Annotated in this window: 20 protein-coding genes; 10 read left to right on the plus strand and 10 right to left on the minus strand. The window is 62.8% G+C overall.

What is annotated here, in order from left to right; all coding sequences use genetic code 11:
- Nucleotides 1-278: 278 nt before the first annotated feature.
- Nucleotides 279-1,295 carry an AIR synthase family protein gene (locus BW940_RS00010; RefSeq protein ID WP_076607144.1) on the plus strand — a complete coding sequence of 339 codons (1,017 nt, stop codon included), beginning with the start codon at nt 279-281 and terminating at the stop codon, nt 1,293-1,295.
- 28 nt (nt 1,296-1,323) lie between these two features.
- Here the strand turns inward: BW940_RS00010 and BW940_RS00015 are convergent, their stop codons facing one another.
- Nucleotides 1,324-1,875 carry a cysteine hydrolase family protein gene (locus BW940_RS00015; RefSeq protein ID WP_076607145.1) on the minus strand — a complete coding sequence of 184 codons (552 nt, stop codon included), beginning with the start codon at nt 1,873-1,875 and terminating at the stop codon, nt 1,324-1,326.
- Between the two features lie 153 nt (nt 1,876-2,028).
- Here BW940_RS00015 and thiD point away from each other — a divergent pair, with 153 nt between their 5' ends.
- The 5 genes from thiD (at nt 2,029) to BW940_RS00040 (ending at nt 7,047) form a co-directional block, all read left to right on the plus strand.
- Nucleotides 2,029-3,384, plus strand: coding sequence for a bifunctional hydroxymethylpyrimidine kinase/phosphomethylpyrimidine kinase (gene thiD / locus BW940_RS00020; RefSeq protein ID WP_076607146.1), 1,356 nt, complete (start codon nt 2,029-2,031; stop codon nt 3,382-3,384).
- Nucleotides 3,381-4,388 carry a TIGR03560 family F420-dependent LLM class oxidoreductase gene (locus BW940_RS00025; protein WP_076607147.1) on the plus strand — a complete coding sequence of 336 codons (1,008 nt, stop codon included), beginning with the start codon at nt 3,381-3,383 and terminating at the stop codon, nt 4,386-4,388. Before thiD ends, BW940_RS00025 begins: the two co-directional genes overlap by 4 nt.
- A 77-nt stretch (nt 4,389-4,465) precedes the next feature.
- Nucleotides 4,466-4,795 carry a hypothetical protein gene (locus tag BW940_RS00030; RefSeq protein ID WP_076607148.1) on the plus strand — a complete coding sequence of 110 codons (330 nt, stop codon included), beginning with the start codon at nt 4,466-4,468 and terminating at the stop codon, nt 4,793-4,795.
- An 81-nt stretch (nt 4,796-4,876) separates the two neighbouring features.
- A complete protein-coding gene (locus BW940_RS00035) occupies nt 4,877-6,298 on the plus strand; it encodes an APC family permease (RefSeq protein ID WP_076607149.1) in 1,422 nt (473 codons plus the stop codon).
- The gene (locus BW940_RS00040) at nt 6,298-7,047 is read left to right on the plus strand and encodes a universal stress protein (RefSeq protein WP_076607150.1); all 750 of its coding nucleotides are present in this window, start codon (nt 6,298-6,300) and stop codon (nt 7,045-7,047) included. The genes BW940_RS00035 and BW940_RS00040 overlap by 1 nt, the downstream gene beginning before the upstream one ends.
- Before the next feature lie 63 nt (nt 7,048-7,110).
- On the opposite strand, the gene BW940_RS00045 is transcribed toward BW940_RS00040, so the two are convergent.
- A complete protein-coding gene (locus BW940_RS00045; RefSeq protein ID WP_076607151.1) occupies nt 7,111-7,947 on the minus strand; it encodes a universal stress protein in 837 nt (278 codons plus the stop codon).
- Between the two features lie 138 nt (nt 7,948-8,085).
- Here BW940_RS00045 and mutS point away from each other — a divergent pair, with 138 nt between their 5' ends.
- Nucleotides 8,086-10,719 (plus strand): DNA mismatch repair protein MutS, encoded by a 2,634-nt coding sequence (gene mutS, locus BW940_RS00050; RefSeq protein ID WP_076607682.1) that lies wholly within the window; start codon nt 8,086-8,088, stop codon nt 10,717-10,719.
- 441 nt (nt 10,720-11,160) lie between these two features.
- Here mutS and BW940_RS00055 read toward each other — a convergent pair whose 3' ends face one another.
- The 6 genes from BW940_RS00055 to BW940_RS00080 all read right to left on the minus strand — a co-directional run bounded on the left by BW940_RS00055 (nt 11,161) and on the right by BW940_RS00080 (nt 19,006).
- On the minus strand, nt 11,161-11,820 hold the full coding sequence (locus BW940_RS00055; protein ID WP_076607152.1) for a DUF1028 domain-containing protein: 660 nt from the start codon (nt 11,818-11,820) through the stop codon (nt 11,161-11,163).
- A complete protein-coding gene (locus BW940_RS00060) occupies nt 11,817-13,940 on the minus strand; it encodes a dipeptide ABC transporter ATP-binding protein (RefSeq protein ID WP_076607153.1) in 2,124 nt (707 codons plus the stop codon). Before BW940_RS00060 ends, BW940_RS00055 begins: the two co-directional genes overlap by 4 nt.
- Nucleotides 13,937-14,860, minus strand: a complete 924-nt coding sequence (locus BW940_RS00065; RefSeq protein ID WP_076607154.1) for an ABC transporter permease — start codon at nt 14,858-14,860, stop codon at nt 13,937-13,939. Before BW940_RS00065 ends, BW940_RS00060 begins: the two co-directional genes overlap by 4 nt.
- Nucleotides 14,860-15,819, minus strand: coding sequence for an ABC transporter permease (locus BW940_RS00070; RefSeq protein WP_076607155.1), 960 nt, complete (start codon nt 15,817-15,819; stop codon nt 14,860-14,862). Before BW940_RS00070 ends, BW940_RS00065 begins: the two co-directional genes overlap by 1 nt.
- Before the next feature lie 72 nt (nt 15,820-15,891).
- Entirely contained in the window at nt 15,892-17,460 is a 1,569-nt protein-coding gene (locus BW940_RS00075; protein ID WP_076607156.1) for an ABC transporter substrate-binding protein, read from the minus strand.
- A 295-nt stretch (nt 17,461-17,755) separates the two neighbouring features.
- A complete protein-coding gene (locus BW940_RS00080; protein WP_076607157.1) occupies nt 17,756-19,006 on the minus strand; it encodes a M20 family metallo-hydrolase in 1,251 nt (416 codons plus the stop codon).
- 387 nt (nt 19,007-19,393) lie between these two features.
- On the opposite strand from BW940_RS00080, the gene BW940_RS00085 reads away from it, so the two are divergent.
- The 3 genes from BW940_RS00085 to BW940_RS00095 all read left to right on the plus strand — a co-directional run bounded on the left by BW940_RS00085 (nt 19,394) and on the right by BW940_RS00095 (nt 22,522).
- On the plus strand, nt 19,394-20,194 hold the full coding sequence (locus BW940_RS00085; protein ID WP_076607158.1) for an IclR family transcriptional regulator: 801 nt from the start codon (nt 19,394-19,396) through the stop codon (nt 20,192-20,194).
- A gap of 723 nt (nt 20,195-20,917) precedes the next feature.
- Nucleotides 20,918-21,577, plus strand: a complete 660-nt coding sequence (locus BW940_RS00090) for an SOUL family heme-binding protein (protein WP_076607159.1) — start codon at nt 20,918-20,920, stop codon at nt 21,575-21,577.
- Between the two features lie 147 nt (nt 21,578-21,724).
- Nucleotides 21,725-22,522, plus strand: a complete 798-nt coding sequence (locus BW940_RS00095) for an SDR family NAD(P)-dependent oxidoreductase (protein ID WP_076607160.1) — start codon at nt 21,725-21,727, stop codon at nt 22,520-22,522.
- A gap of 105 nt (nt 22,523-22,627) precedes the next feature.
- On the opposite strand, the gene BW940_RS00100 is transcribed toward BW940_RS00095, so the two are convergent.
- Together BW940_RS00100 and BW940_RS00105 are read right to left on the minus strand one after the other, a co-directional pair.
- Entirely contained in the window at nt 22,628-23,230 is a 603-nt protein-coding gene (locus BW940_RS00100) for an OsmC family protein (protein WP_076607161.1), read from the minus strand.
- A 252-nt stretch (nt 23,231-23,482) separates the two neighbouring features.
- Nucleotides 23,483-24,307, minus strand: a complete 825-nt coding sequence (locus tag BW940_RS00105; protein WP_076607162.1) for a helix-turn-helix transcriptional regulator — start codon at nt 24,305-24,307, stop codon at nt 23,483-23,485.
- Nucleotides 24,308-24,311: the final 4 nt, after the last annotated feature.

The raw sequence follows: 24,311 nt of genomic DNA on the forward strand, positions 1-24,311 counted from the left end.
CGCGATGAATGTGTGTCGAGTTCATCCTGTTTCACAGTACGGCGTGGTGTCAGTTGAACATATCGATAGAAATTCCAACAAAGTGGAATGCATGGAAATACTCACAAGTGACGGCGCGTATCCACGGGCTGAAGCCGTGGTATTGCGCCTGTTCAGCGTATAAATCCTCGAGGACACTTCGGTTCATCGCTCGACGGCGATCCGGCCGAGTGCGACTGGCCAGTCGGTCTGCCTCGAGGACCAGCACTGCTAAGCCCGCCCAGTCTGACCTCTCGAGCGTGAGCGACCTCGGCAAAATCGACCGTTCGTTTTTCGACCGCTACGTCGCGCCAAACCTCGGTGCAGCGCGCAGCGACGTCGTAGTGGGACCCCAACACGGCGTCGACTTCGGCGTGATCGACGTTGGCGGACAGGCACTGGTGACCGCGACCGACCCGGTCTCGATCCTGCCGGCGCTCGGCTTCGAGCGCGCGGCTCGGTTCGCCCTCGATCTCATCCTCGCGGACGTGGCTGTCAGCGGGATCGCCCCGTCGCATCTCTCGATCTGTTTTACCCTCCCCGAGACGATGACCGACGACGAGTTCGCGACGGTCTGGGAAACGATCCACGAGGAGTGTGCCGACCTCGGCGTCGCCGTCGTCACGGGCCACACCGCCCGCTACTCGGATTCGTTGCACCCGTGGGTCGGCGCGGCGACCGCGATGGGTGTCGGCGACCACGACGCAATCGTCCGCCCCGACGGCGCACGCGTTGGTGACCGGCTCCTCCTGACGACTGGGCCCGCCGTCGAGTCGGTCGGCCTCCTGAGCACCCTCTTTGGCGACCAACTCGAGCTCCCCGACGACGTCGTCGCCGACGCGCAGGCCCGCCTCGAGGAGGTCTACTGTACTCGAGACGCCCTTACCGCGGCCGCGGCCGGTCCCGTCAGGGCGATGCACGACGTGACCGAGGGCGGCCTCGCCGGCGCACTCAACGAGATGGCCACCGGTGCGGACGCTCGGTTTGTCATCGACCACGACGCCGTGCCAATCCGGCCCGGCGTTCGCGAGGTGTGTGACGCCCTCGAGATCGACCCGTGGGCGGCGACCAGCAGCGGCTCGCTGTTGCTCGCGGTCGATCCCGACGGTGTCGACGCCGTTCGCGCCGCACTCGAGGACCGCGACACCGTGGTCGCTGAAATCGGGGGTGTCGAGTCTGGTTCAGGCGTGCTTGTCGACGGTGAGCGACTCGAGCACCCCGATGTCGACCCGTCGTGGGACGCCTACGCCGAACTGGCCGACGCGGAAGACGAGTGACGTAACTCGATTCCGGCCCCGCCGACGGCTACTCGCCGGTTTTCCACTCCTCGATGAGTTCGGCTGCGGTCGTGCGGTCGGCATTATAAACGCGCGCTAAGTAGTCGAGTCCGTCTTCGTACTCGTCTTCTGTGAACGCGTCAGTGCAATCTTCGGGGACCACGATCTCGTAGCCGTTGAAAAAGCCGGTCGCGGACGTGTGGCGAACACACATGTTCGTGTGCAGGCCGGTCATCACGAGCCGATCGACGCCGAGACTCCGGAGGTGCTGGTCCAGACCCGTCTCGAAGAACGCGTCGTAAAAACGCTTCTCGAAGACGTGGTCGTCAGCCTCGGGCTCGAGGTCGTCGATCACCTCGGCTCCTTCCGTCCCGCGCATCGCGTGTTCGCCCCAGACCTCGAGTTCGAAGTCCTCCGGTCTGTGCGCGTCGTTGGCGTAGACGATCGGGACGCCGTGGTCGCGCGCCGCCGGCAGCAACTCGTCACGGAGCGTCGGAATGATGTTTTCAGCGCGGTCGGCGGCGATTTCGCCGGTCACGAAGTCGTTCAGCATGTCGAGAACAATGACAACGTCTCCCATATGATCCGTTCGCTCGAGCGAACGATATCGCTTGGGGGTACAACACAGTTACCTGGACTGTCACGGCGGCGTGAAACGACTGCAAGCGACAGCGCGACCGACGCCGACCCGCCGACCATCACCGCTTAGTATAACCGCGGAATACTCTCTGGCATGAGAACGCCCGTACCCGACAGCCGACCCGTGGCGCTGACGATCGCCGGTAGCGACTCCGGCGGCGGCGCAGGGATCCAGGCCGACCTTACGACGATGGCCGCCCACGACGTCTTCGGGACGTCCGCGATCACCGCCGTTACCGCCCAGCACACCCGTGGCGTCGAGTCTTCGCACGTCCTCCCGATAGCGGAAGTCGAGGCCCAACTCGAGGCCGTCACGAGCGATTTCGACGTCGGCGCGGCGAAGACGGGGATGCTCGCGACGACCGAAATTGTCGAGACCGTTGCCGACCACGCCGCCGAGTTCGCGTTCCCGCTGGTCGTCGACCCTGTGATGGTCGCGACGTCCGGCGATCGCCTGCTCGAGCCCGAAGCCGAACGCGCCTACGAGACCCTGCTGGGAGAAGCGACGATTGCGACGCCCAACACTGACGAGGCCGAGGTCTTGACCGGGATCGACGTCACCGACGAGGCGACGGCTCGCGAGGCAGGCGAGGTGATCCTCGAGACGGGCGTCGACGCGGTGCTGATAAAGGGTGGCCACGTCCCCGGCGAGACGGTTCGCGATCTGCTCGTTACCGACGACGGGAGCCGATCGTTCGAGCATCCGCGGATCGACACCGACGCGACGCACGGCTCCGGCTGTACGCTCGCCGCCGCCATCGCAGCCCGGCTTGCGAAGGGCGAACCGCTCGAGGTCGCCGTCGAAGGGGCGACCGAGTTCCTCGCTCGTGCAGTGCGATACTACGCCGACGTCGGAGAAGGCCCCGGCGCGGTCAACCACACGGTCGAACTGCGGAACGCGGCCCACCGAGAGCCCACGGCCGAGGCAGTCCAGTCGACCGTCGACCGCCTCGTCGCCGCCGACGTCTCCGCGCTCGTTCCCGAGGTCGGGATGAACGTCGTCGGCGCGACGCCCTACGCCGAATCCGTCGCCGAGACGGCGGCTGTCGAGGGTCGCATCACGCGGACGCTGTCGGGCATCCAGCCGAATCGCGGCGTCCGATTCGGGGCCTCGAGTCACGTGGCCCGATTCCTGCTGTCGGCCCGCGAGTTCGTCCCCGACCTGCGATTTGCGGTCAACTGCCGCTTTGGGCCCGACATCGAGGACGCCCTCGAGGCCCTCGAGTGGCCGGTCACCGAGTACGACCGGAGCGAGGAGCCAACCAGAGACGCGGAGGGGAGTACGATGGGGTGGGGCGCACGCCAGGTTTTCGAGGGCCGCACGGAGCCACCGGTCGCCATCATCGACCGCGGCGACGTCGGGAAGGAAGCGATGACGAAACTTGTTGCGAGCGATCCCGAGACGCTCGCCGAGTGGGTGCTGGCGCTCGATCGGGAGGTGACCGAATGACTGACCCTGAGACCGAGGCGAGGACCGATGCAACCGTGACCGATCTCGACGTCGGCGTCATCCTCCCCCAGTACGGGACCCCCTTCGAGACGGTTCGGGAGACGGCCCTCGAGGCCGAAACGCTCGGCTACGACGCCGTCTGGCTCGAGGACCACTTCCAGTCGTGGATCGGCGACCCGCGGCGAAACACCTACGAGTGCTGGACGACGCTCAGTGCCGTCGCCGAGGCAACCGACCGCATCCGCCTCGGCACGCTCGTCACGAGCCAGTCGTACCGCCACCCGGCGTTGCTGGCGAAGATGGCCGCGACAGTCGACCACGTCAGCGACGGGCGACTCGAACTCGGCCTCGGCGCGGGCTGGTACGAAGCCGAGTACGACCGCTTTGGCTACGAGTTCCGGGAGCCGCCGGCCGAACGACTCCGCCGACTCGCCGAGACAGTCGAAATCCTGCAGGGACTGTGGACGAACGATACCTACAGCCACGAGGGGCGGCATCTCGAGGTCGATCTCGAGGACGCCTTCTGTGAGCCCCAGCCCGTCCAAGAGCCCCACCCGCCGATCTGGATCGGTGGTGGCGGCGAGCAGTTCACGCTCCGGTACACGGCCGAACTGGCCGATGGCTGGAACTACGGCACGCTCGAGCCCGAAGGCTTTGCGAACAAACTCGACGTGCTCCGCGAGCACTGCGAGAGCGAGGCGCGCTACGACGAGATCCGCAAATCCGCCGAGCTGTTCGTCTTCGTCGGCGAGACGACCGCCGAGGCCGAGCAAAAGCGCGAGCAGTTCAAACGCGAGGTTCTCCCCGACGAGCCCAGCGAGCCACGCGAGTTCTTCCTTGCGGGCTACCTCGAGACGGCTCCCACGGGGACCCCCGAGGCGGTTCGCGAGCGACTCGAGGCGTATGCGGCCGTCGGTATCGAAACCGTCATGCTCGCGATACCGAACGCAGCCGACGACGCGGACGACAGTTTGGCGCTGCTGGCCACCGAGCTGCTCGCGTGAGGGTGGGCCGCGGGTCGTCTTGCGTCGGGATGCCGGAACGGGAAGGCTCATTTTTGTGGCAGACAGTGCCATGATGCATGGTCGAGAATCCGTTCGAGACGGAGATCCGTGTCGGCGAAGTCCTGGAAGCGCAGGCGTTCCCCGAGGCGAACAAACCGAAGATGACGAAACTCTGGATCGACCTCGGTGAGGACCACGGCGAGGTCCAGTCGGCGGGACAGCTGGACCACCACTACGAGCCCGCGGATCTCGAGGGCAGACAGGTGCTCTGTGCGACGACGCTCGGCTCGGTCCGGATCGCCGGCTTCAAATCCGAGGTGTTGACCGTCGGCGTCCCCGACGAGGAGGGGTACCCGGTCCTCGTCGAGCCGGAGACAGACGTGCCACTTGGCGGGGTCCTGTTCTGACTGCCGACGATGGCAGCGACTCGTTTCCACCCACCTGTAGTCAGCAGTAACAATATACGCCCGGCGTGAATCACAGCCAGTATGGGTGACACGCCGCCGTCGGCGGAGGGAACCAACATCGAAGGCGAGTCTCCGCAGGTCGAGCCGACGATCGAAACTGACGAGGCGACGATCACTGATGACGCCGAACTCGAGCGAACGATCGGGCTCACTGGCGGGCTCGCGATCGGGATTGGGACGATGATCGGTGCAGGCATCTTCGTCTTTCCCGGGCTCGCAGCGGGTAACGCTGGACCGGCTGCGGCAGCGTCGTTTGCGATCGGAGCTGTCGTCGCCTTACTGGTCGCGTTACCGGCCTCCGAACTCGCGACGGCAATGCCCAAAAGCGGCGGCGGCTACTACTTTATTTCGCGCGGGCTGGGCACGCTCGCGGGGGCCGTTGTCGGGCTGTCGCTGTGGTTCGGGCTGGTGTTTGCGACGGCCTTCTATCTCGTCGGCTTCGGCTTCTACGCCGTCGATACGCTCGCCGAACTCGGAATCGCGGTCGGCAACGGGCTCGTGATCCCGATCGCGCTGTTGTTCGGCGCGGGCTTTACCGTTCTGAACGTCACCGGGACGGAAAACGCGGCGAAGCTCCAGAACGGGATCGTCGCCCTGTTGCTCTCGATTCTGGTCGTCTTCCTCGGCTACGGCGGCCTCGACGCGGCGGGAATCGTCGGCGAGCCATCCGCACCCGAGCAGTTCGCGCCGTTCGGGACGCTGCCCATCCTGACGACGGCCGCGCTCGTATTCACGTCGTATCTCGGCTTCGCACAGGTGGCGACCGTCGCCGGCGAGATGAAAGATCCCGGTCGGAACCTGCCGCTCGCGATGGTGGGTTCGGTGCTCGTCGTCGGCGTCCTCTACGTGGTGACGATTTTCGTCTCGACGAGCGCACTCGGGAGCGAACGCCTCGCGGAACTCGGCGAGACGGCGATGGTCGAGGTCGGTCGCCACTATCTCGGTGCGGCCGGCGCGTTCGCGATCGTCTTCGGCGGCCTGCTCGCGACGATGTCAAGCGCCAATGCGTCGGTGCTGAGCACGTCTCGGTCGATCTATGCCGTCTCGAGGGACGCCCTGCTCCCACAGAGGGCGAGTCGGATCAACCTTCGGTACGGCACACCACACGTCGCACTGGGGATGGCCGGCGGGCCGATCCTCGTGCTGACGGCAACCGGGCAGGTGCAACTGCTCGCCGAAGTGGCCTCGTTCCTGCATCTCATCATGTACGGGCTCATCTGCGTCGCGCTGATCGCGCTGCGTCGCAACGAGCCCGACTGGTATGATCCCGACTTTCGGGTGCCGGGCTACCCCATTGTCCCGGTGCTCGGGGCGCTCGCTAGCTTCGCCCTGATCGGGTTCATGCAGCCTGCCTCACAGCTCATCGGCGTCGCGATCATGCTCGTCACCGCTGGGTGGTATTTCTACTACGCCCGAGACGTGACGCTCAAGGGGAAACTGTAATGACACGCATACTCGTTCCACTGGCGATCCTCGAGGGAGAATCGGTCTCGGCCGGTCTCACGACGTTGCTCGAGCCGATGAACGTGACCGTGCTGGGCTATCACGTCCTGCCGGAACAGACGCCGCCGGACCAGGCGCGGCTGCAGTTCGAAGAGCGAGCCACCGACGCCCTCGAGGATCTCGCGGCCGAGTTCGGGGCCGACGAGGGAACCGCCGACTATCGGCTCGTCTTTACCCACGACCGAAAACAGACGTTCGATCGGGTCGCCGCAGAGACGGCGTCGGACGTTTACGCCATCCCTGGCGCGACCGGCCCAGTCGAGAACCTCCTCGTGGCGCTGACCGGCGACGTCGCCGTCGACCGGATCGTCTCGTTCGTCACCGAACTGGTTGGCGACCGCGACATCGGCGTCACGCTCTTTCTGGCGACCGACGACGAACACGCCGGTCGGGAGTCTCTCGAGGCTGCTGCCGTGACCCTCTTCGACGAGGGCCTCCACGTCCGGACCGAACTTGCGGTCGACGAACCGCCGCTCGAGGCGCTCGTCGACGCTGCCACCGACCACGACGCGATCGTCATGGGTGAACGAGCGCCGTCGCTTCGGTCGCTCATCTTCGGCGAGGAGACCGAACGCGTCGCCGCCGAGTCGGTCGGCCCGGTGCTCGTCGTCCGAAATATCGAGGATGCTGACGAGTCGGTCGAAGCTACTGAGCGGCCGTCTCCGTCCGACGTCGCCGACGACTCCTGACTGACTTCGCAGACATCCCTGCGCTGTCGGTCATCGTGAGCCACCGAGATGGCTCGAGCGCGTTCAGGACTCGTTGTCAGGGCCCTCCGTTTCGTCGGCTGTCGGCTCGCTTCTGCCCGCATCGTCGTCGGTTGGGATCTCTGTGTCGTCGACCGTCAGCTCGGTGTCGTCGGCCTCGAGGTACTCGCCCCGGATCACGAGCACCGGGTCGACTGTCCCCTTCGCCAGCGTTTTCGCCCGATCTCGGAAGATGAATCGGCGAATCGACGGCCGACTCTCGCCGACGACGAGGAGGTCGTGATCGGCTGCAGCGTCGAGAATCGCCGCTGTCGGTGAGCCGTCGACCACGAGCGAGCTATCGATCCGACCGCGGTCGACGCCGGTGTCGGCCAGCGCGGCGACGGCGGTGTCGAGGAGTTCGGTGCCACGCTCACGGTCCGTCTCGTCGTCGACGACGTGAAAGAACGTCACCGTGAGGTCGGTTCCGGTGAGCAGCGTCTCGAGGTGCTGGGCGATGTGCTCTACGTTGACCTCGCCGCGGATCGCGACGAGTACCGACTCGAGCACGGGGGCCGGGTTGAGTAGCAAGACTGCATCACACGACGCTTCGACCGCGATACGTTCGAACGTCTGGAGTCGATCGTGGGTGAAGACGAGCCGCGAACTGACGTCAAGACAGCCGGCGTCTTCGAACGCCGTATGGAGTTCCTCGAGTTCGGCTCGAGCGCGCGCCCCGTACTGGTCACGCGCTTGGTCTGTCCCGGTCTGGTCGGGCAGTTCGCGATAGCCGAGCAAGACGATTGGGACCGACGCAAATGCACCGATGACTGTCGCCGGAACGCCTTGGCCGCCGAGGACATCAACTGGAATGAGTACGCGATGGTCGCGGGGAGCAGCCATTATGAGATACTATCCTCTAGGACAGGGTGCGTAATAGTCCTCAGTAGCCCCATCGGTGACTGTCATCGCGGACGACCATACCAGTCGGTCCACCACGGATCCCGCAGGGTTTTAGCGATGGAAGGACAGTCACCGGGTATGACAGAGGCGACGGGAATCGTCGGAGAGTTCTTTTCGCTCAAAGAGTCCACCGACGCCGACCTGCTGGCGATGCAGTGTGGTGATTTCTACGAGTTCTTCGGCGAGGACGCCGAGACCGTCAGCGACGAACTCGATCTCAAGGTCTCCCAAAAATCCTCACACGGCTCGTCGTATCCGATGGCCGGCGTTCCACTCGCCGATCTCACGCCGTATCTCAAAGCGCTGGTCGAACGCGGCTACCGGGTTGCCGTCGCCGACCAGTACGAGACCGACGACGGCCACGCACGCGAGGTCGTCCGCGTCGTCACGCCTGGGACGCTCCTCGAGACGACCGACGCCGACGCCCAGTATCTCGCCGCGGTGGTCGAGGGCAGCGGCTCGGACTCCTACGGCCTCGCGTTCGCCGACGTAACGACCGGCCGCTTTCTCGTCACGGAGGCCGATGACGCCGATGACGCGCTGACGGAACTATACCGGTTCGACCCGGTCGAGGTGTTGCCCGGTCCGGAGACGCGAACCGACGACGACCTGCTGGGGCTGGTTCGCGAGCGCATCGACGCGGCGCTGACGCTCCACGAGACCGAGCGCTTCGCCCCGAAACGCGCGACCCACACCGTCCGCGAGCAGTTCGGCCGAGAGACGGTCGATCGTCTCTCGGTCGGCGAGCCAGCGCTGTCGGCTGCCGGGGCGATTCTCGACTACGTCGAGGAGACGGGGACCGGCGTCCTCGCCTCCATGACCCGCATTCAGGCCCACCACGGCGACGACCACGTCACCCTCGACGCGACGACCCAGCGCAACCTCGAGTTGACTGAGACGATGCACGGCGACAGCGACGGCTCGCTGTTCGAGACGATCGACCACACCGAGACCAGCGCTGGCGGCCGCCGCTTGAAAGAGTGGCTCCAGCGGCCCCGCCGTTCGCTCGAGGTCCTCGAGCGCCGCCAGGAGAGCGTCGCGGCGCTAGCCTCGGCCCCGCTCGCTCGTGACCAGCTTCAGGACGTGCTGAGCGAGGCGTACGATCTGGCGAGGTTGGCCTCGAAGGCGACCCACGGCAGCGCGGATGCGCGGGATTTCCTCTCGGTCCGGGACACGCTCGCCGTCCTCCCTGCGCTCACGGATGCTATCGACTCGAACCCCGATCTCGCGGCCTCGCCGCTCGCCGAAATCGTCGACCAACCCGACCGCGATGCCGCGCGAGACTTACAGGATGCCCTTGCGACCGCAATCGCTGAGGAGCCGCCGTCGACGGTGACGCAAGGCGGACTGTTCCAGTACGGCTACGACGACGAGTTAGACGACCTCATCGAGCGCCACGAGGACGTCATCGAGTGGCTCGAGACACTCGCAGAGCGGGAAAAGCAAGCGCACGGTCTCTCCCACGTCACGGTCGACCGCAACAAGACCGACGGCTACTACATCCAGGTCGGCAAGTCCGCCGCCGACGGCGTCCCCGACCACTACGAGCAGATCAAGACGCTGAAAAACTCCAAACGGTTCACGACCGAGGAACTCGAGGACAAAGAACGCGAGATCCTGCGCCTCGAGGAACGACGCGGCGACCTCGAGTACGACCTCTTCGAGGACCTCCGTGAGGACGTCGCCGCCCACGCCGAACTGCTCCAGGATGTCGGCCGAACGCTCGCGACCGTCGACGCGCTTGCGAGTCTGGCGACGCACGCGGCCGAAAACCGGTGGGTCAAGCCCGCCCTGCACGGTGGGGATCGCCTCGAGATCGAGCAGGGTCGCCACCCGGTCGTCGAGCAGACGACGGAGTTCGTCCCGAACGACGTCCGCTTAGACGAGGAGCGGGGCTTTCTGGTCGTCACCGGCCCTAACATGTCCGGGAAGTCGACGTATATGCGCCAGGTGGCCTGTATCGTCCTGCTCGCGCAGGTCGGAAGTTTCGTCCCTGCTAAGGACGCCGAGATCGGCCTCGTCGACGGCATCTTCACCCGCGTGGGCGCGCTCGACGAACTCGCACAGGGTCGCTCGACGTTCATGGTCGAGATGAGCGAACTCTCGAACATTCTCCATACCGCGACCGAGGAGTCGCTGGTCATCTTGGACGAAGTCGGCCGCGGTACCGCGACCTACGACGGCATCTCGATCGCGTGGGCCGCCACGGAGTATCTCCACAACGAAGTGCAGGCGAAGACGCTGTTCGCGACTCACTACCACGAACTGACCGGTCTCGCTGAGAACCTGCCCCGCGTCGCTAACGTCCACATCGCCGCGGACGAACGTGACGGCGACGTCACCTTCCTTCGCACCGTTCGAGACGGGCCGACCGACCGCTCCTACGGCATTCACGTCGCCGACCTCGCCGGCGTGCCAGCGCCCGTCGTCGACCGCTCGAGGGATGTCTTAGCGCGTCTGCGCGAGGAGAAAGCCATCGAGGCAAAAGGTGGGTCCTCGAGTGATCCCGTCCAGGCGGTGTTCGACGTCTCGAGCGGCCAGTTCCGCGGCCCGGCCAACACTGATGGCGGCGAGTCAGGCGAGAGCGGCGAGTCGATCGATCCCGAAACGAAGGCAGTGCTCGAGGACCTCGAGGGAATCGACGTGAACACGACGCCGCCAGTCGAGTTGATCGCGAAAGTCCAGGAGTGGCAAGCGCAGTTAGAGGAGTAAGCTGCGGGTCGTTCGTCGTCGTTCTTTCTCCGGCGCTCGAGGTACAACACCACCTTCCCACAGCGGCGTCTGTGACTCGAGTCTGCGGATCAATAATATAATCCTTCTGGCTGCTTACCGGATACATACTTCTACGTATATTATAGAGTCGAGTTTACTCTATCAGAGGGAAAGTCGAGTAGACTGACTTATAATTGATTGAATCACCGATTTAAGCGAACAAATTCTCGAGTTCAGAATGTGTCTGCCGCAGAGGCTTATCGAACCAGAACGGTCGGAATCTGTGCTTAGAAGCGGCCTCAAGAGTTTTGCCTCATATGTGTCGAAACAGCTATAAAAATCAACATGTGTTTTTGGTAGCTATATATGATCTTCGATAGGTTTGTTTTCTGACTGCACTCTCAGACGATGTGCACTCGAGAGAGGGAGCCGTCTCGAGTGTTACTCCGGATGGCGCTGGAGGTCGACCGCCGGGAACCGCTCCGCCCAGTCGGCACCCGTGGTGGTTGCGACCTCGTGAAGACGCCCGAGTTCGGCGACGGCGTCGTCGTGTTCGTCGACGCGCAGGTCGTGCTCGAGTCGCGGCTCGTCCGGATCGAACACCGACAGCGCTGCACTCTGTGCGTGGTCACGGCGTTTGTCGCCGCCTGCGTCCTCGCCGGCCCGAAGCGCGACGAGGAGGCGCTCGTCGAGCGACCGATCGGCGTTGTCTTCGAAGGCGTCGACGACGGCCTCGAGGACGCCCTCGCCGACGAGCATGTTACCCGCGACGGTGTACCCCTCGCCTTCACGGTCGCCGGCCCACTCCTCACACGCGTCGCCCGTCTTCGCGACGGTCGTGCCCGTGTGGTCGACGCCGTGGACTTGCCGGAGCGGGGCGTCTGGATCGGCCTCGAGCAACGCGGCGACGGCGTCGTCGACCGAGTCGCCGTCGGCGAGTCGGTGCGTCGTCTGAACGCCGATCGGGGTGTTCGTCATCGCTTGCGTACAGACCGCGCCGTAGCGGCAGACGAACGGGGCCGTCGAACCGACGCCGATCGCTTTCGTCGCGATGGCGGCCCCGTGACGACCGTCGACCGTCGCACAGAGCGAGAACGTCACGGCTGTTCGACCGTTGTGTTCGACTGCTGGTGGGTGAGTGGCTCTGACATTTCCGCTTCGGAGAGGTGACAGGCGATCGTGTGGTCGTCGTCCCCGTCGACCGGCTTCGCGCGCGGTTCATCCCGTTCACACTCCCCGCCGAGTTTCTTTGGACAGCGGGTGTGGAACGGACAGCCCGAAGGCGGGTCCATCGGACTGGGCACTGTGCCCTCGAGGAGAATCCGCTTCGTCTCTCGGTTCGGATTCGGGTGGGGGACGGCCGAGAGCAGGCTCTCCGTGTACGGATGGTACGGCGGTTCGAACACCTGCTCGACGGAGCCAAACTCGGCGATCTTGCCGAGGTACATGACGGCCACGCGGTCACAGATGTGCTGGACGACGCTGATGTTGTGCGAGATGAACAGATACGAGAGGTCGAACTCGTCTTGGATGTCGTCGAGCAGGTTAAGAATCTGGGCCTGCACGCTCACGTCCAGCGCCGAGACGGGTTCGTCACAGACAATGAGATCCGGCTCGACGGCGAGGGCGTTCGCGATGGCGATCCGCTGTTGTTGCCCGCCCGAGAACTGGTGGGGATACTTATCGATGTCGCTCGCCGCCAGCCCGACGCGCTCGAGCAACTCCTCGATTCGCTCGCGTTTTTCGTTCCCGGTTGCGATGTTGTGCTTTTCCATTCCGCGGCCGATGATCTGGCCGACGGTTTTGCGCGGGTTGAGCGAACTCTTCGGGTCCTGGAAGATGATCTGCATCTCCTGGCGGAGACTGCGAATCTCGGACTTGCCGAGTTCGTGGAGCGGATGGCCGTCGAAGTACACTTCGCCGTCGGTCGGCTCGAGCAACTGCATGACGGTTCTGGCAACGGTCGACTTGCCACAGCCGCTCTCGCCGACGAGTCCGACCGTCTCGCCGCGATTGATCGTGAAGCTCACGCCGTCGACCGCCTTGACGTATTGGCGCTCGAGTGTCAGCCCGCCGCCGTCGGTTCGGGCAAGCGAGAGGTTGCCCAACAGCCCGTCACCCGCCGAAAAGTACTTCTTGAGGTCGGTGACCTCGAGTAGCGGCTCCGTCGTTTGCGTTCGGTGGCGACGTTCGCCGTCCGTCTCAGTGCCGGGCTCCGAGAGGTCAAGTTCGGCCGTCCGGAAACACGCCGCGTGCGAGCCCGCCGGGGCGTCCGGCACAGCCTCGAGTGCCGGATCGCCGCCGGAGTGGCAGTCATCGGTCGCGTGTGGACAGCGGTCGGCGAAGTTACAGCCATCCGGTAGCGACTGCAGGTTGGGCATCGACCCGCCGAGGGCGTACAGTCGATTCCGGTCCGCACCGACTTCCGGAATCGCGTCGATGAGTGTCCGGGTGTAGGGATGTCTCGGCTGGTTGAAGATGGCCTCGACCTCGCCCGTTTCGATGAGGTTGCCGGCGTACATGACCCCGACGCGGTCGCAGGTCTGGGCGACGACGCCGAGATTGTGCGTGATCATCAGAATCGAGACGTTGTGCGTCTCGCGGAGGTCGTTAAGCAACTCGAGGATCTTCGCCTGTGTCGTCACGTCGAGTGCCGTCGTTGGCTCGTCGGCGATGATGAGATCCGGTTCACAGGCGAGGCCGATCGCGATGAGCACGCGCTGGCGCATCCCGCCGGAGAACTCGTGTGGGTACTCGTCGATGCGCAATTCGGGGTCCGGAATCTCGACCTCTGCCATCGCCTCGATCGCGATTTCGCGAGCCTCGCTTTCGCCGACATCCTGATGCAGCTTGATCGTCTCGGTGATCTGCTGGCCAACCGTGAGCACGGGGTTGAGCGACGTCATCGGGTCCTGTGGGATAAGTGCGATCTTGTTCCCACGGACGCTTTGCATCTCTTTTTCGGAGCACTCGAGAAGATCCTCGCCGTCGAAGATGACCGAGCCCGAGGCGATCTCGCCCGGGTAGTCGATAAGGCGCATGATCGACTTCGCGGTCACGCTTTTTCCGGCCCCTGACTCGCCGACGATCCCCATCACCTCACCTCGGTCGAGAGTGAACGAGACGTCGTCGACTGCAGTGATGGTGCCGTTTTCGGTCTTGAACTGTGTGCGAAGCGATTCGACTGCGAGTAGTGGGTCGGTCGTAGCGTTGGTGGTCATTCGATGATCTCCCCCTTCGGGTCGAGAACGTCACGGAGGCCGTCGCCGAGTAAGTTGAAGCCGATCACCGCGGTCGCGATAGCGAGTGCAGGGAAGAAGACGAGCCACGGGGCATCGCCCATGAACGCCCATCCCTGATTGATCATCAGCCCCCACGACGACGTCGGTGGCTGGACGCCGAGGCCAAGGAACGAGAGGCTCGCTTCCAGCAACATCGTGAACGCGATGTTGATCGACCCCTGCACGAGCAACGGGCCGACGCAGTTGGGCAACACCTCTCTGAAGATGATGTAGGTGTCGCTCTCACCGCGAGCGACGGCTGCTTCGACGAACGATTCGTTGCGAACGGAGAGTGCGGCACTCCGCGCGACCCTGGCGATAAACGGCGTGTAGACGAACGCCAGCGCGAGGATCAGGTTGACGAGATTCGGCTCCATCACGGCAACGATCGTTAGCGCGAGCAGGATCGGCGGGAACGACATCATCGCGTCCATCGCCCGCATCAATCCCTCGTCGACCAGTCCCTGGTAGTAGCCAGCGACGATGCCGATCGTCGTCCCGAAGATCATCGCGATACTGATCGATGTGAAACCGACCAACACCGAGATTCGTGCCCCCGCAAGGACGCGACTGAAGATGTCACGACCGAGATTATCGGTTCCCATCAGATACTCCATCGACGGGGCCTGCTCTCGGTTTTGGACGTTCGTGGCCTCGGGATCGTGTGGCACGAGCGAGAACGGCTGTATCGTCACGTCGATGTACGGAACGACGATCTTCTGTGCGAAGATGGCCACGAAAAAGAGCACGACGATTATGCCGAGCCCGATCACCGCTTTCTGGTTGTTGCGGAACTGACGGATGAACCGCCCGTAGTGAGCCTTGCGTTCCTCCGTCAGCTGGAACCGATTCGTCGACATTATTCGGACCCTCCGTAGCGGATTCGCGGATCAACGTACGCGTAGAACGTGTCCGCGAGGAAGTTCGAAAGCATGTAGATGAGCGCGATAACGATGATACTGCCCTGTAACAGCGGGATATCTCGGTTCTCGATCGCCGTCAGCGTCAGTCGCCCGATACCCGGCCAGGAGAACACTTCCTCGAGGACGACGACGCCGCCGAAGGCGTAGCTAAACTGGAACGCGACCACCGTGATCACGGGGATCGCGGCGTTTTTCAGCGCGTGGCGAAGGACGACCGCGCGTTCGCTCAGCCCCTTTGAGCGGGCGAACTCGACGTAGTCCTCGCTCAGTTCGTCGATCATACTCGAGCGTGTCATTCGCATAATGTAGGCCGTCAGCGCGACCCCCATCGCACTGGCGGGCAGAATGAGATGGTGGATCGACGCGATCGGGTCCACCATCGGTGAGACGTATCCGCGAGTCGGAAACCCACCGAGTGTGAGTGCGAACACGTAAATGAACACGAGCCCCCACAGGAAGATCGGCAGCGAGAGGCCGATGAACGCGAGCATCGATGCCGTGAGGTCTGCAGGCGTGTTCTTTCTCACTGCAGCGATAATCCCGAGCGGGATCGAGAGGGTCACCGAAATGATCGTTGCAGTGACGGCGAGCAGTAGCGAGCGTGGCAGCCGCAGCGCGATCAGGTCGAAGACGGGGACGTTGTACCGGAGGGACATCCCCATGTCGCCACTGAGCAGCCCGGCGACCCAATCGACGTACTGAACGTACAGTGGTTGATCGAGTCCGAGCTGTGCCTCGAGCTGTGCGATCGATGCCTCGGTCGCGTTGGGTCCGAGAATCAACAGCGCCACGTTGCCCGGTAAAATCTTGGTGAGGCCGAACGTGATGAGCGTCACTAAGAACAACGTGACGAGCATGAAGCCGAACCGCTTGAGCAGGTAGTTAACGAACGCCATTTATATACATGACGGGGGTGAAAGTGTATGTCTCATGTCTCGGTGGTCGTGTGCACGTGTTTCCGAGAGATATTATTCGAACTGGACTTCGTCGAATCTGAACGTCGAGCCGTCGGGTGACATGACCTCGCCCGTCACGTTGGGCGTCCGAGCCATCAGCGTCGGCATCCAGTACAGCAGGATGTGACCCGACCGACGCTCTTTGAGGAGTTCGGCAGCCTCGTGGTAGATCGGGGCTCGTTCATCGATGTCGTAGCTCAGTCGTGCGCTGTCGATGAGGTCGTTGTACTCCTCGTCTTCCCAGCCTGTAAAGAAGAACGCGCCCTCGGAGTGGAGTGGGCGGTGGAACCCGGCGTCGGGGAACCAGAGTCCCAGATACGAACTGGTGGTTGCCTGGAACTCCTGGTCCGTGTAAACGTCGCTGAGCCAGTTACTCCACGTGATCATCTGGATGTCGAGGTCGATCCCGACTTCCGACGCCTGGGATTCGATCAACTGTGCCGCGGTGACCTGGTCGTTGTACTGTTGGGGGATCTTGAACGTCGCCTCGAAGCCATCTGGATACCCTGCCGCATCCAGGTGTTCCTGGGCCTTCTCGAGATCCCGTGGTCGCGGCTCGAGGTCGGGATGTTCCCACTCGCTGTCCGGTGCGGCGGGACTCGCGGCGACCTGTCCCTGTCCGTACAGCGCGGCCTCCATGACTTCGTCCTTGTCGATCGCGTACTCGAGTGCGAGTCGGGCGTCGCGGCTGTCGAACGGCTCTTCGGTGCAGTTGACACCGAGGTAGACGAGTGATTTCGGGAATCGCTCGACGAAGTCGATGTCCGGATCGTCCTCGAGGCTTTCGGCGTGTCGCGGCGGCACGTCATTGATGAAGTCCAGTTCGCCGGAGCGGAACGTGTTGAGTCGGTTGTCGTCGTCCGGGATCTCGGTTTTCGTAACGCGGTTGAGATACGGGAGGTCGCCGTCCCAGTAGTCGTCGTATTTGACCATGACGAACTCGGAGTCGATCTCCATGCTCTCGAACTGGAACGGGCCGGTCCCGATCGGCTCGCTGAACGCGCCCTGTTCCTGTTCGGCCTGTTCTGCGGGAAGGATGTGCATGTGTGACGTCGCCATTCGCGACAGCAGCGGCGCGAACGGTTCGGTCAGCACCATCTCGAACGTGTAATCGTCCGGTGCGTCCATCGAGTCGACCCGCGACATGTAATCGGCCGCGAGTCCCTCGCGTTCTTCGATGCGCTCGAACGAGGCCAGCACGTCCGAGGACGTGAACTCCGACCCGTCGTGGAACGACACGCCCTCGCGAAGCGAGAACGAAACCTCCGTGTTGTCCTCGGAGTACTCCCAGGATTCGGCAAGCGCCGGCTCGAGTTCGTAGTCCCAGTTGACTCTGACGAGCCCCTGAGTGATGTTCTCGAGAACGCGAGCGGTTGCGGCGGCACTTTCAAAGTGTGGATCCAGACTCTGCACTGGAACGCTGCCACCCCACAGTAACTCTCCGTCCGTCTCGATGTCATCGACGTCGCTGGCACAGCCTGCGAGTGCGATCGGGACGCCTGCTGCAGCGGCTTTCATAAAAAGCCGCCGGCTCGGACCGTCTGAAGACGGCGTATCGGTTGGGTTGTCAGTATCTCCCATATACTCTTGCAGCGTTCCAAATGCTCATAGATAAATCTTGTCCTTATTGGTGGCAAAGGGTCGTTACTATTCTTATTATAATATTACCCATGCGGACAGTACCACAGTATCGACTGGGTCGCCACTGACGGTCTTGGTCCATTACCGGTCGCCGAACGTGGGGTCACTCGTCGAGCAGTCGCCCTCCTCGTCGTCCGTTCGAGAACGACTCGAATACTATCTGTAGTACGATATTTCCGGTGGAACGGTCATCGTCGTGTCGTCCCGGGTGTCGACTCCGGCTGGCAGTCTCGGATTATGAGTCGGCGAGGCGCGCGAGTCCTTCCGCGAGAACGGTGGTTGCCCGGGCGCAGTCCGACCAGTCGGTCCACTCCCGGGGATTGTGGGAGATCCCGTCACGCGACGGTGCAAACAGCAGTCCTGCGTCGGTGACGCCGGCGACGTTCATCGTATCGTGGGCTGCCCCCGAGTGCATGAGCAACGTGTTGATTCCCGTTGCAGTGCCGGCGTCGACCAGCGTCTCACGACATCGCTCTGCCATCGGTTCCGGCGGCACGTTGTACGGTCGCGATACGGTCGTCTCGACGGCTCGCTCCCGTTCGACTCGCTGTGCACTGTCCTCGAGTGCGTCGACGAGCGTCGAAATCGAGTCCGCCGACACGTCCCGAATGTCGATCCCGAGTCGGACTCGTCCCGGGATGACGTTCGTCGCGTTTGGCTCCACAACCGCCTTTCCGACCGTGCCCACGGCGGACGGGGATTCGTCGTCGACGAGTTGGTTTGCGGCTTCCTCGACGTCTAGAACGACTTCGCTCGCTGCAGCGAGGGCGTCCGCTCGGCCGGGCATCGGTGTTGAGCCCGCGTGGTCGGCTTCGCCGTCGACCTCGAGATAGCAGTGGGTGATTCCCGTAACGTTCGTGACGATTCCAGCCGCCGCGTTCTCCTCCTCGAGACGCGTCCCCTGTTCGGGATGCAACTCGAGCCAGGCGTCCCACTCGGCGGCGTCGATTCGTCCCTCACCACGGAAGCCGGTTTCGTCGAGGGCGTCCTCGAGCGTCGTTCCGGACTCGTCTTCGAACGCGAGTGCGTCGTCGACCGACCGCTGGCCAGTCGCAACGGACGAGCCGAGCAGTCCGTTGCCGAACCGTTGCCCCTCTTCTTCAGTGAAACAAACGACGTTTATTGGCTGCTGGGGTGTTCGATCGGACTCCTGTATCGCACGGACTGCCTCGAGGCCGCCGTAGACGCCGAGCGGACCGTCGAATATCCCACCGACCGGAACTGAGTCCAGGTGGCTGCCGGTCGCGACCGGCGCGGCGGCCGGATCGACACCCTCCGGTACCCACTGGCCGACGATGTTTCCCACTGCGTCGATCCGAACGTCGAGTCCCGCCTGCTCGAGTCGGTCGACGAATCGCTCTCGAGCACGCCGGTTCGCGTCCGTCCCGGTGAGCGTCGTTCGTCCGTGGCCGTCCACGTCGGATAGTGCGCCAAACTGCGCGTTAGCTTCGATCTCTCGCCGAAGCCTCCCCTCAGAGACATGCATTCCGATGCGTGATCGGAAGTCCGCTTTGTTAAATGTTTGCGTTCTTCGCAGCGGACCCGATATCGACAGCGACTCGGACTGAACCAGTGGAACAGAGCGCGATCACCGACCGACGAGTTTCCGAAATGAGAACACAGTTCCTCATAAAACGGCCACTGGACGCGAGCGACGGTGCCGTCCCAGCCGAACGACGTAACACGCCACTGCACAGCCGTCATGCGATGTGGCGTGCAGTGACGTTCAGAGATAATCATCGCTCGACGTCAGATCAGCACGCGTTCGGTGTCGCACTCGAGCGCTTTTCGTACATCGGTACCGAGATGCCACGCCAGCGACGTCCGTTCCCGAAATGCGAACACATATTCCGCTCGCAGCCTACGTGTGCGTATGCGCGAGACAAACGATGCAGGCCCAAGGCAGCTCGAAACGGTCGCTCGAGCGTGCGACGTCATCGACGCACTCGAGGAACTCGACGGCGCTGGCGTGACGGAGTTAGCCGATTATCTCGACATCTCGAAGAGTTCAGCGTACTCGTATCTCTCGACGCTGCGGACGAAGCGACTCGTCGTGAAAGACGACGACACGTACCGACTCAGCCTCGAGTTTCTGTATCTCGGGAAGACGATTCGACACCGACACGTGCTGTTCGAACACGGCAAACAGCAGGTCGACCGACTGGCCGAGGAAACTGGGGAGTATGTCCACCTCATGTGCGAACAACACGGCCTCGAGCGGAATATCTACAAGGTCGCAGGCGAGAACGCCGTTGGCGACACCTACCACACGACCAAAGAGCGCAAGGCCGATTTCCTCCACTTCACGTCGACCGGCAAAGCCGTCCTCGCCTATCTGCCGGACGCTCGAGTCGAGGCGATCATCGACGAGTACGGCCTCGTCAAAAAGACCGAGAACACGATCACCGACCGCGACGCCCTCTTCGAGGAGATCCAGACCATCAGAGAGCGCGGCTACGCGGTGAACGACGAGGAGGAGGTGACGGGGATCCGGGCTATCGGGGCACCGATTCGCGACGCGAACGGAGCGATTCTCGGTGCAGTCAGCGTCTCCGGGCCGACGAGTCGACTCAATGGCGACCGGTACTACGAGACGCTCCCGAAGCAGGTCATGGAGAGTGCGAACGTCACTGAAGCGAGCATCAACATGTCCAACGCGAGTCGATCGCTCTGAACCCGGCGTTCACACACGTGCTTTTACAAGAATATTATTGTAAATCAGTCCCCATTTCTCTCCCTCTTACACGACTAATTCATGATCTGTTCGCATTTCGAAAACGCACTGTAGGGGACGTCTACACCAGGTCTCTTTCCGCCGAGGCAAACGGTTGCTGACTCGAGATCGAACTGGTCCGGAGCGAGTTACTCGAGGAACTGCGTGGCCGATCCACTGTGTGTCGCGAGGCAGTTCGGATGTCGCCGGCTGTTATTGATATTTGTCAGATCTTAGTTTCTCTATTTAAATAGACATTTTGGTATTCTCGACACTCCCCAAAAATCGAGGAAATAGTTACTATATGGGATAGAACACAGCAATTCACTATTAAACACTCTCTATTTAAAAGATACGTCGAAAAATCGCTTATACCACCTTGTTCTCTGGAGAAATATTAGTTATACTCAAATCCGCTTTTGAATTCTTGGATCCAATCCAATTGTAGTCGCGTACCGTCTTAACTGTCCTATATACGACTATTTAGTAGATGTACAGTACTTCTCTCGAGCGCTACCCGACCCATAATATACGAAATACAATATGATATTCTACATATGGTTAGTGAAATATAACAGTTACTAGTACATTTTGTTCCGTCGAATTGGCGTTGTGATCCGACGGGCCAGTGACGTTGAACCGAGCCACTGGCGAGCTTTTGATGTCTGGGCACGTATACGGCATATGCGAACTCGAGTCACCGCAGCCGTATCGATTCTCGTCGGCCTCCTCGCCGTCTGGATCGGCTGGGGACTGTACGTGATCAAGACGACCGAGCGCGTGCCGTTCGAGGCGCTTGAGCGCGACGGTGCGTTCGAACGGCGGCGCTATCCAGCCACGGTTCTGGTCGAGACGACGGCACCGGACCAGCGAACGGCGTTCCGGCGGCTCTTCGACTATCTGTCGGGTGCAAACGAGACCGACGCCGACCTCGAGATGACCGCTCCCGTCGCGACGAGCGATGGGACGCGTTCGATCCCTGCTCCAGCTCAGCCGAGCAACGGCGAGTCCGTGCCGATGACTGCACCTGTCCGCACTGCCCGCTCCAGAGAGGGCGTGACGATGGCGTTCTATCTCCCGTCGGCTGTCTCGCTCGAGGCGGCACCCATGCCGACCGATCCGACCGTTCACCTCCTCGCCGAACCGTCACGGACGGTCGCTGTGTGGCGATTCTCCTGGTACGCAACGGAGCGTCGCATCGAGCGCGCACGACAGGCGCTGGCTGCCACCCTCGAGGAGCGCGGCCTCGAGGCGCGTGACGAGCCGACGGTGTTGCAGTACAACGACCCGTGGACACCGCCGTTTCTGCGCCGCAACGAGGTTGCCGTGACAGTCGAGTACTGACGGACGAGCGGTCGGGCCAGCCGTCGGTCGGCCCTCCGCTGTTGACGACTGTTTCCCCTCGAACAGATTTCATTGAACGTCGTTCAATACTCGACGGCTTTACTTTCCACCGGTAACATTATACTTTGATAGACGAGTGATAGCATAATGCATAACCCAGACTACAGCGTGGCAGGTGAGACGGCAATCGTCACGGGTGCAAGCCAAGGAATCGGTCGAGCGATCGCGGAGACGCTCGCTGCGGGCGGTGCGAACGTAGCGATCTGCTCGCGATCGATGGATCGCATCGGCCCGGTTGCCGACGAGATCAACGACGCCGAGGACGCGGGTGAGGCCCTCGCCGTCGAGTGTAACGTTCGCAAGCGCGAGCAGGTCCAGCAGCTGGTCGACGAGACCGTCAAGACGTTCGGCGACGTCGACATCCTCGTCACCAACGCCGGCGGCGAGTTCGTCGCCAACTTCGAGGACATCTCGGCGAACGGCTGGGAGACGATTCTCGACCTCAATCTCACCAGCACCGTCCACTGTGCCCAACTCGCTGGCGAGGTCATGCGCGAGGGCGACGGCGGCGTCATCATCACGCTCTCGAGTGTCAACGGCCAGCACGCAGCCCCCGGCGAGAGCCACTACGGGGCTGCGAAGGCGGCGATCATCCGTCTCACGGAGACACTCGCCGTCGAGTGGGCCGACGACGGCATCCGCGTCAACTGCATCGCGCCCGGTCTGGTCCAGACACCCGGCGTTGCCGAGACGCTCGGCATCGACAGCGAATCGATGCCATCACGCGAGAAGACCGACCGCCGGATCGGCCACGCCGAAGAGGTCGCCGACGTCGTCCAGTTCCTCTCGAGTCCCGCCGCCTCGTTCATGACCGGGGAGACGGTGACCGTCAAAGGTGTGCCACGCGCGGGTAACTCGATGACACAGGATCTGGGCCTCGAGTAACAGGGTCGTCGTCTTCGCCGACGATCCACGGCACTGTTGTGGCACGCGTCGGATTGTGGCGTTCGACGAATCCGGGTAAACCGGATCGAACGACGGCACGGTCTGTTACGCCACGCTGACGACCGGCTCCATCTCGTGAGCAAGATGCATCAGATTCCACACGGGTGAGCGCTTGGCTCCGTCGGCCAGGATGTCCGCCTCTTCGTCCGTGAGATTCTCCCCGCTGACTTCGATCTCGATGCGGATATCGTCGAACATCTCGCCCGCTCGATCGACGTCGTGAATCGTGAGGATTACGCGCGGATCGAAATCGAGTCGGACGGTCGTTTCGAGCTCGTCGACGTCGATCTCGTTGGCAAGCGCGGTGACTCCGACGGCGACGTTCAGACAGCCAGTCAACGCGGCAAGGGCCACCTCGATCGGCTCCATGCGATCGGTTGGATCGACGAATCCGGCCGCCGCCTCGACCTCTTTCCATGCACCGAGGGGCAGCGTGTATTCGCGGGTCTCGCGTTCGATCTCGTCGTCGCCAAGCGTGTAGGCGTCGATCTTCGCGAGGCTGTGGAAGAGCCGTCCCTCGTAGCACGAGCGAGCGCCGAGTTCGAACTGCACGTCGTCCGGGTTCTCCGTCGCATACTCGACGAACTCGTGGAACGCCTCGAGGTCAATACCGTGCGTTACTGTCGGTTCTGATTGCGTTTGTGCCATTGGTGATCACTTCCGGGAGCGATGTTGATGGGGCTCGTCATATCGTCCCCGCAAGCGACACAACGATGCCGACGGTCTTGTCGCTATTTTGTGACGTTTTGGCAGCGCTCGCCGTTCCTGCAGCGACTGGAATCGAAGCAGCAACTGCGCTCTCGAGACGTCGTGATCGAACGCGGTCTCGCTTTGCACGCTATATCGAGGTCGGACGAGCAGCGATGGGAATACAACGGCACGGAACCGTCGCCGCGGGCGTCACTCCACGATCCGTCGTGGATCGATGTGTCGAGCATCGGATGCGTACCGCTCGTAGACCGATTCTGCCCACTCGCGGATGTCGGGGGCGGCAGTAACAATCAACGCCTGGACCGTTCCGCTGCCTTGCCCGTAGCAGCTGATGATGACACGTTCATCGAGCAGACCGATTCCGCATGCGGGTACGTCGTCGTGGGTGAGCACGGTGAAATTCTCCTGTTCCAGCATCGCCGCGCTGCGCTCCGGGTACGTCGAGAGAAAGTACGTATGACAGGATGGTCGGTCGACCAACGCGATGTCTGCGCCGTCGTCGATCAGTTGATCCAGAACCGAAAAGCAAGGCTCCATCAGGGCAACCTCGGGGTGGAGGAATCGTAACGTGGTCGTCTGCCGAAGCAGTGATTTGAATCGGTTCACCGGACGGTACGGAGAATCGGGCTCGGCGACGGTCACGCTCATCTCCGACCACGTCTCGATCGGGAACTCGCTGATCTCGTCGGGGAGCCAGTGCCAGACGTCACGCAGCTTCCGCTCAGTTTCGACCTGCTCGAGCAGGTCTTCTATCCCGGATGCGATTACTTCTCCGAGTCGGGTTGCAACGTACTGGTGTCCGTCTTTGCGGATCCAGACCCGGTCATCGAACTCGTCCAACGTCCGTCGCATCGTCGACGCAGACACGCCGGTCAACTCACAGAGTTCAGCGCGACGCTGCGGCCGCTCTGTCAGTGCGATGAGTGCTGGAATGCGGTGTTCTGACCGCGTGAGATACGCGATGTCACCGATCGGCGAATCGGCGGGCATATGTGCAGTGCTATCGAGGCTCATAGGG

The sequence above is a fragment of the Natronorubrum thiooxidans genome (assembly GCF_900156475.1).
GTDB lineage: Archaea > Halobacteriota > Halobacteria > Halobacteriales > Natrialbaceae > Natronorubrum > Natronorubrum thiooxidans.

What these genes read in the sequence shown, in the direction of transcription:
- BW940_RS00080 (WP_076607157.1), bottom strand. Translation starts at nt 19,006, where the DNA reads ATGCATGTCTCTGAGGGGAGGCTTCGGCGAGAGATCGAAGCTAACGCG.
- BW940_RS00030 (WP_076607148.1), top strand. Translation starts at nt 4,466, where the DNA reads ATGGTCGAGAATCCGTTCGAGACGGAGATCCGTGTCGGCGAAGTCCTG.
- BW940_RS00085 (WP_076607158.1), top strand. Translation starts at nt 19,394, where the DNA reads ATGCGCGAGACAAACGATGCAGGCCCAAGGCAGCTCGAAACGGTCGCT.
- BW940_RS00090 (WP_076607159.1), top strand. Translation starts at nt 20,918, where the DNA reads ATGCGAACTCGAGTCACCGCAGCCGTATCGATTCTCGTCGGCCTCCTC.
- thiD (WP_076607146.1), top strand. Translation starts at nt 2,029, where the DNA reads ATGAGAACGCCCGTACCCGACAGCCGACCCGTGGCGCTGACGATCGCC.
- BW940_RS00015 (WP_076607145.1), bottom strand. Translation starts at nt 1,875, where the DNA reads ATGGGAGACGTTGTCATTGTTCTCGACATGCTGAACGACTTCGTGACC.
- BW940_RS00040 (WP_076607150.1), top strand. Translation starts at nt 6,298, where the DNA reads ATGACACGCATACTCGTTCCACTGGCGATCCTCGAGGGAGAATCGGTC.
- BW940_RS00035 (WP_076607149.1), top strand. Translation starts at nt 4,877, where the DNA reads ATGGGTGACACGCCGCCGTCGGCGGAGGGAACCAACATCGAAGGCGAG.
- BW940_RS00095 (WP_076607160.1), top strand. Translation starts at nt 21,725, where the DNA reads ATGCATAACCCAGACTACAGCGTGGCAGGTGAGACGGCAATCGTCACG.
- BW940_RS00045 (WP_076607151.1), bottom strand. Translation starts at nt 7,947, where the DNA reads ATGGCTGCTCCCCGCGACCATCGCGTACTCATTCCAGTTGATGTCCTC.
- BW940_RS00025 (WP_076607147.1), top strand. Translation starts at nt 3,381, where the DNA reads ATGACTGACCCTGAGACCGAGGCGAGGACCGATGCAACCGTGACCGAT.
- BW940_RS00070 (WP_076607155.1), bottom strand. Translation starts at nt 15,819, where the DNA reads ATGGCGTTCGTTAACTACCTGCTCAAGCGGTTCGGCTTCATGCTCGTC.
- BW940_RS00060 (WP_076607153.1), bottom strand. Translation starts at nt 13,940, where the DNA reads ATGACCACCAACGCTACGACCGACCCACTACTCGCAGTCGAATCGCTT.
- BW940_RS00065 (WP_076607154.1), bottom strand. Translation starts at nt 14,860, where the DNA reads ATGTCGACGAATCGGTTCCAGCTGACGGAGGAACGCAAGGCTCACTAC.
- BW940_RS00075 (WP_076607156.1), bottom strand. Translation starts at nt 17,460, where the DNA reads ATGGGAGATACTGACAACCCAACCGATACGCCGTCTTCAGACGGTCCG.
- BW940_RS00105 (WP_076607162.1), bottom strand. Translation starts at nt 24,307, where the DNA reads ATGAGCCTCGATAGCACTGCACATATGCCCGCCGATTCGCCGATCGGT.
- BW940_RS00100 (WP_076607161.1), bottom strand. Translation starts at nt 23,230, where the DNA reads ATGGCACAAACGCAATCAGAACCGACAGTAACGCACGGTATTGACCTC.
- mutS (WP_076607682.1), top strand. Translation starts at nt 8,086, where the DNA reads ATGACAGAGGCGACGGGAATCGTCGGAGAGTTCTTTTCGCTCAAAGAG.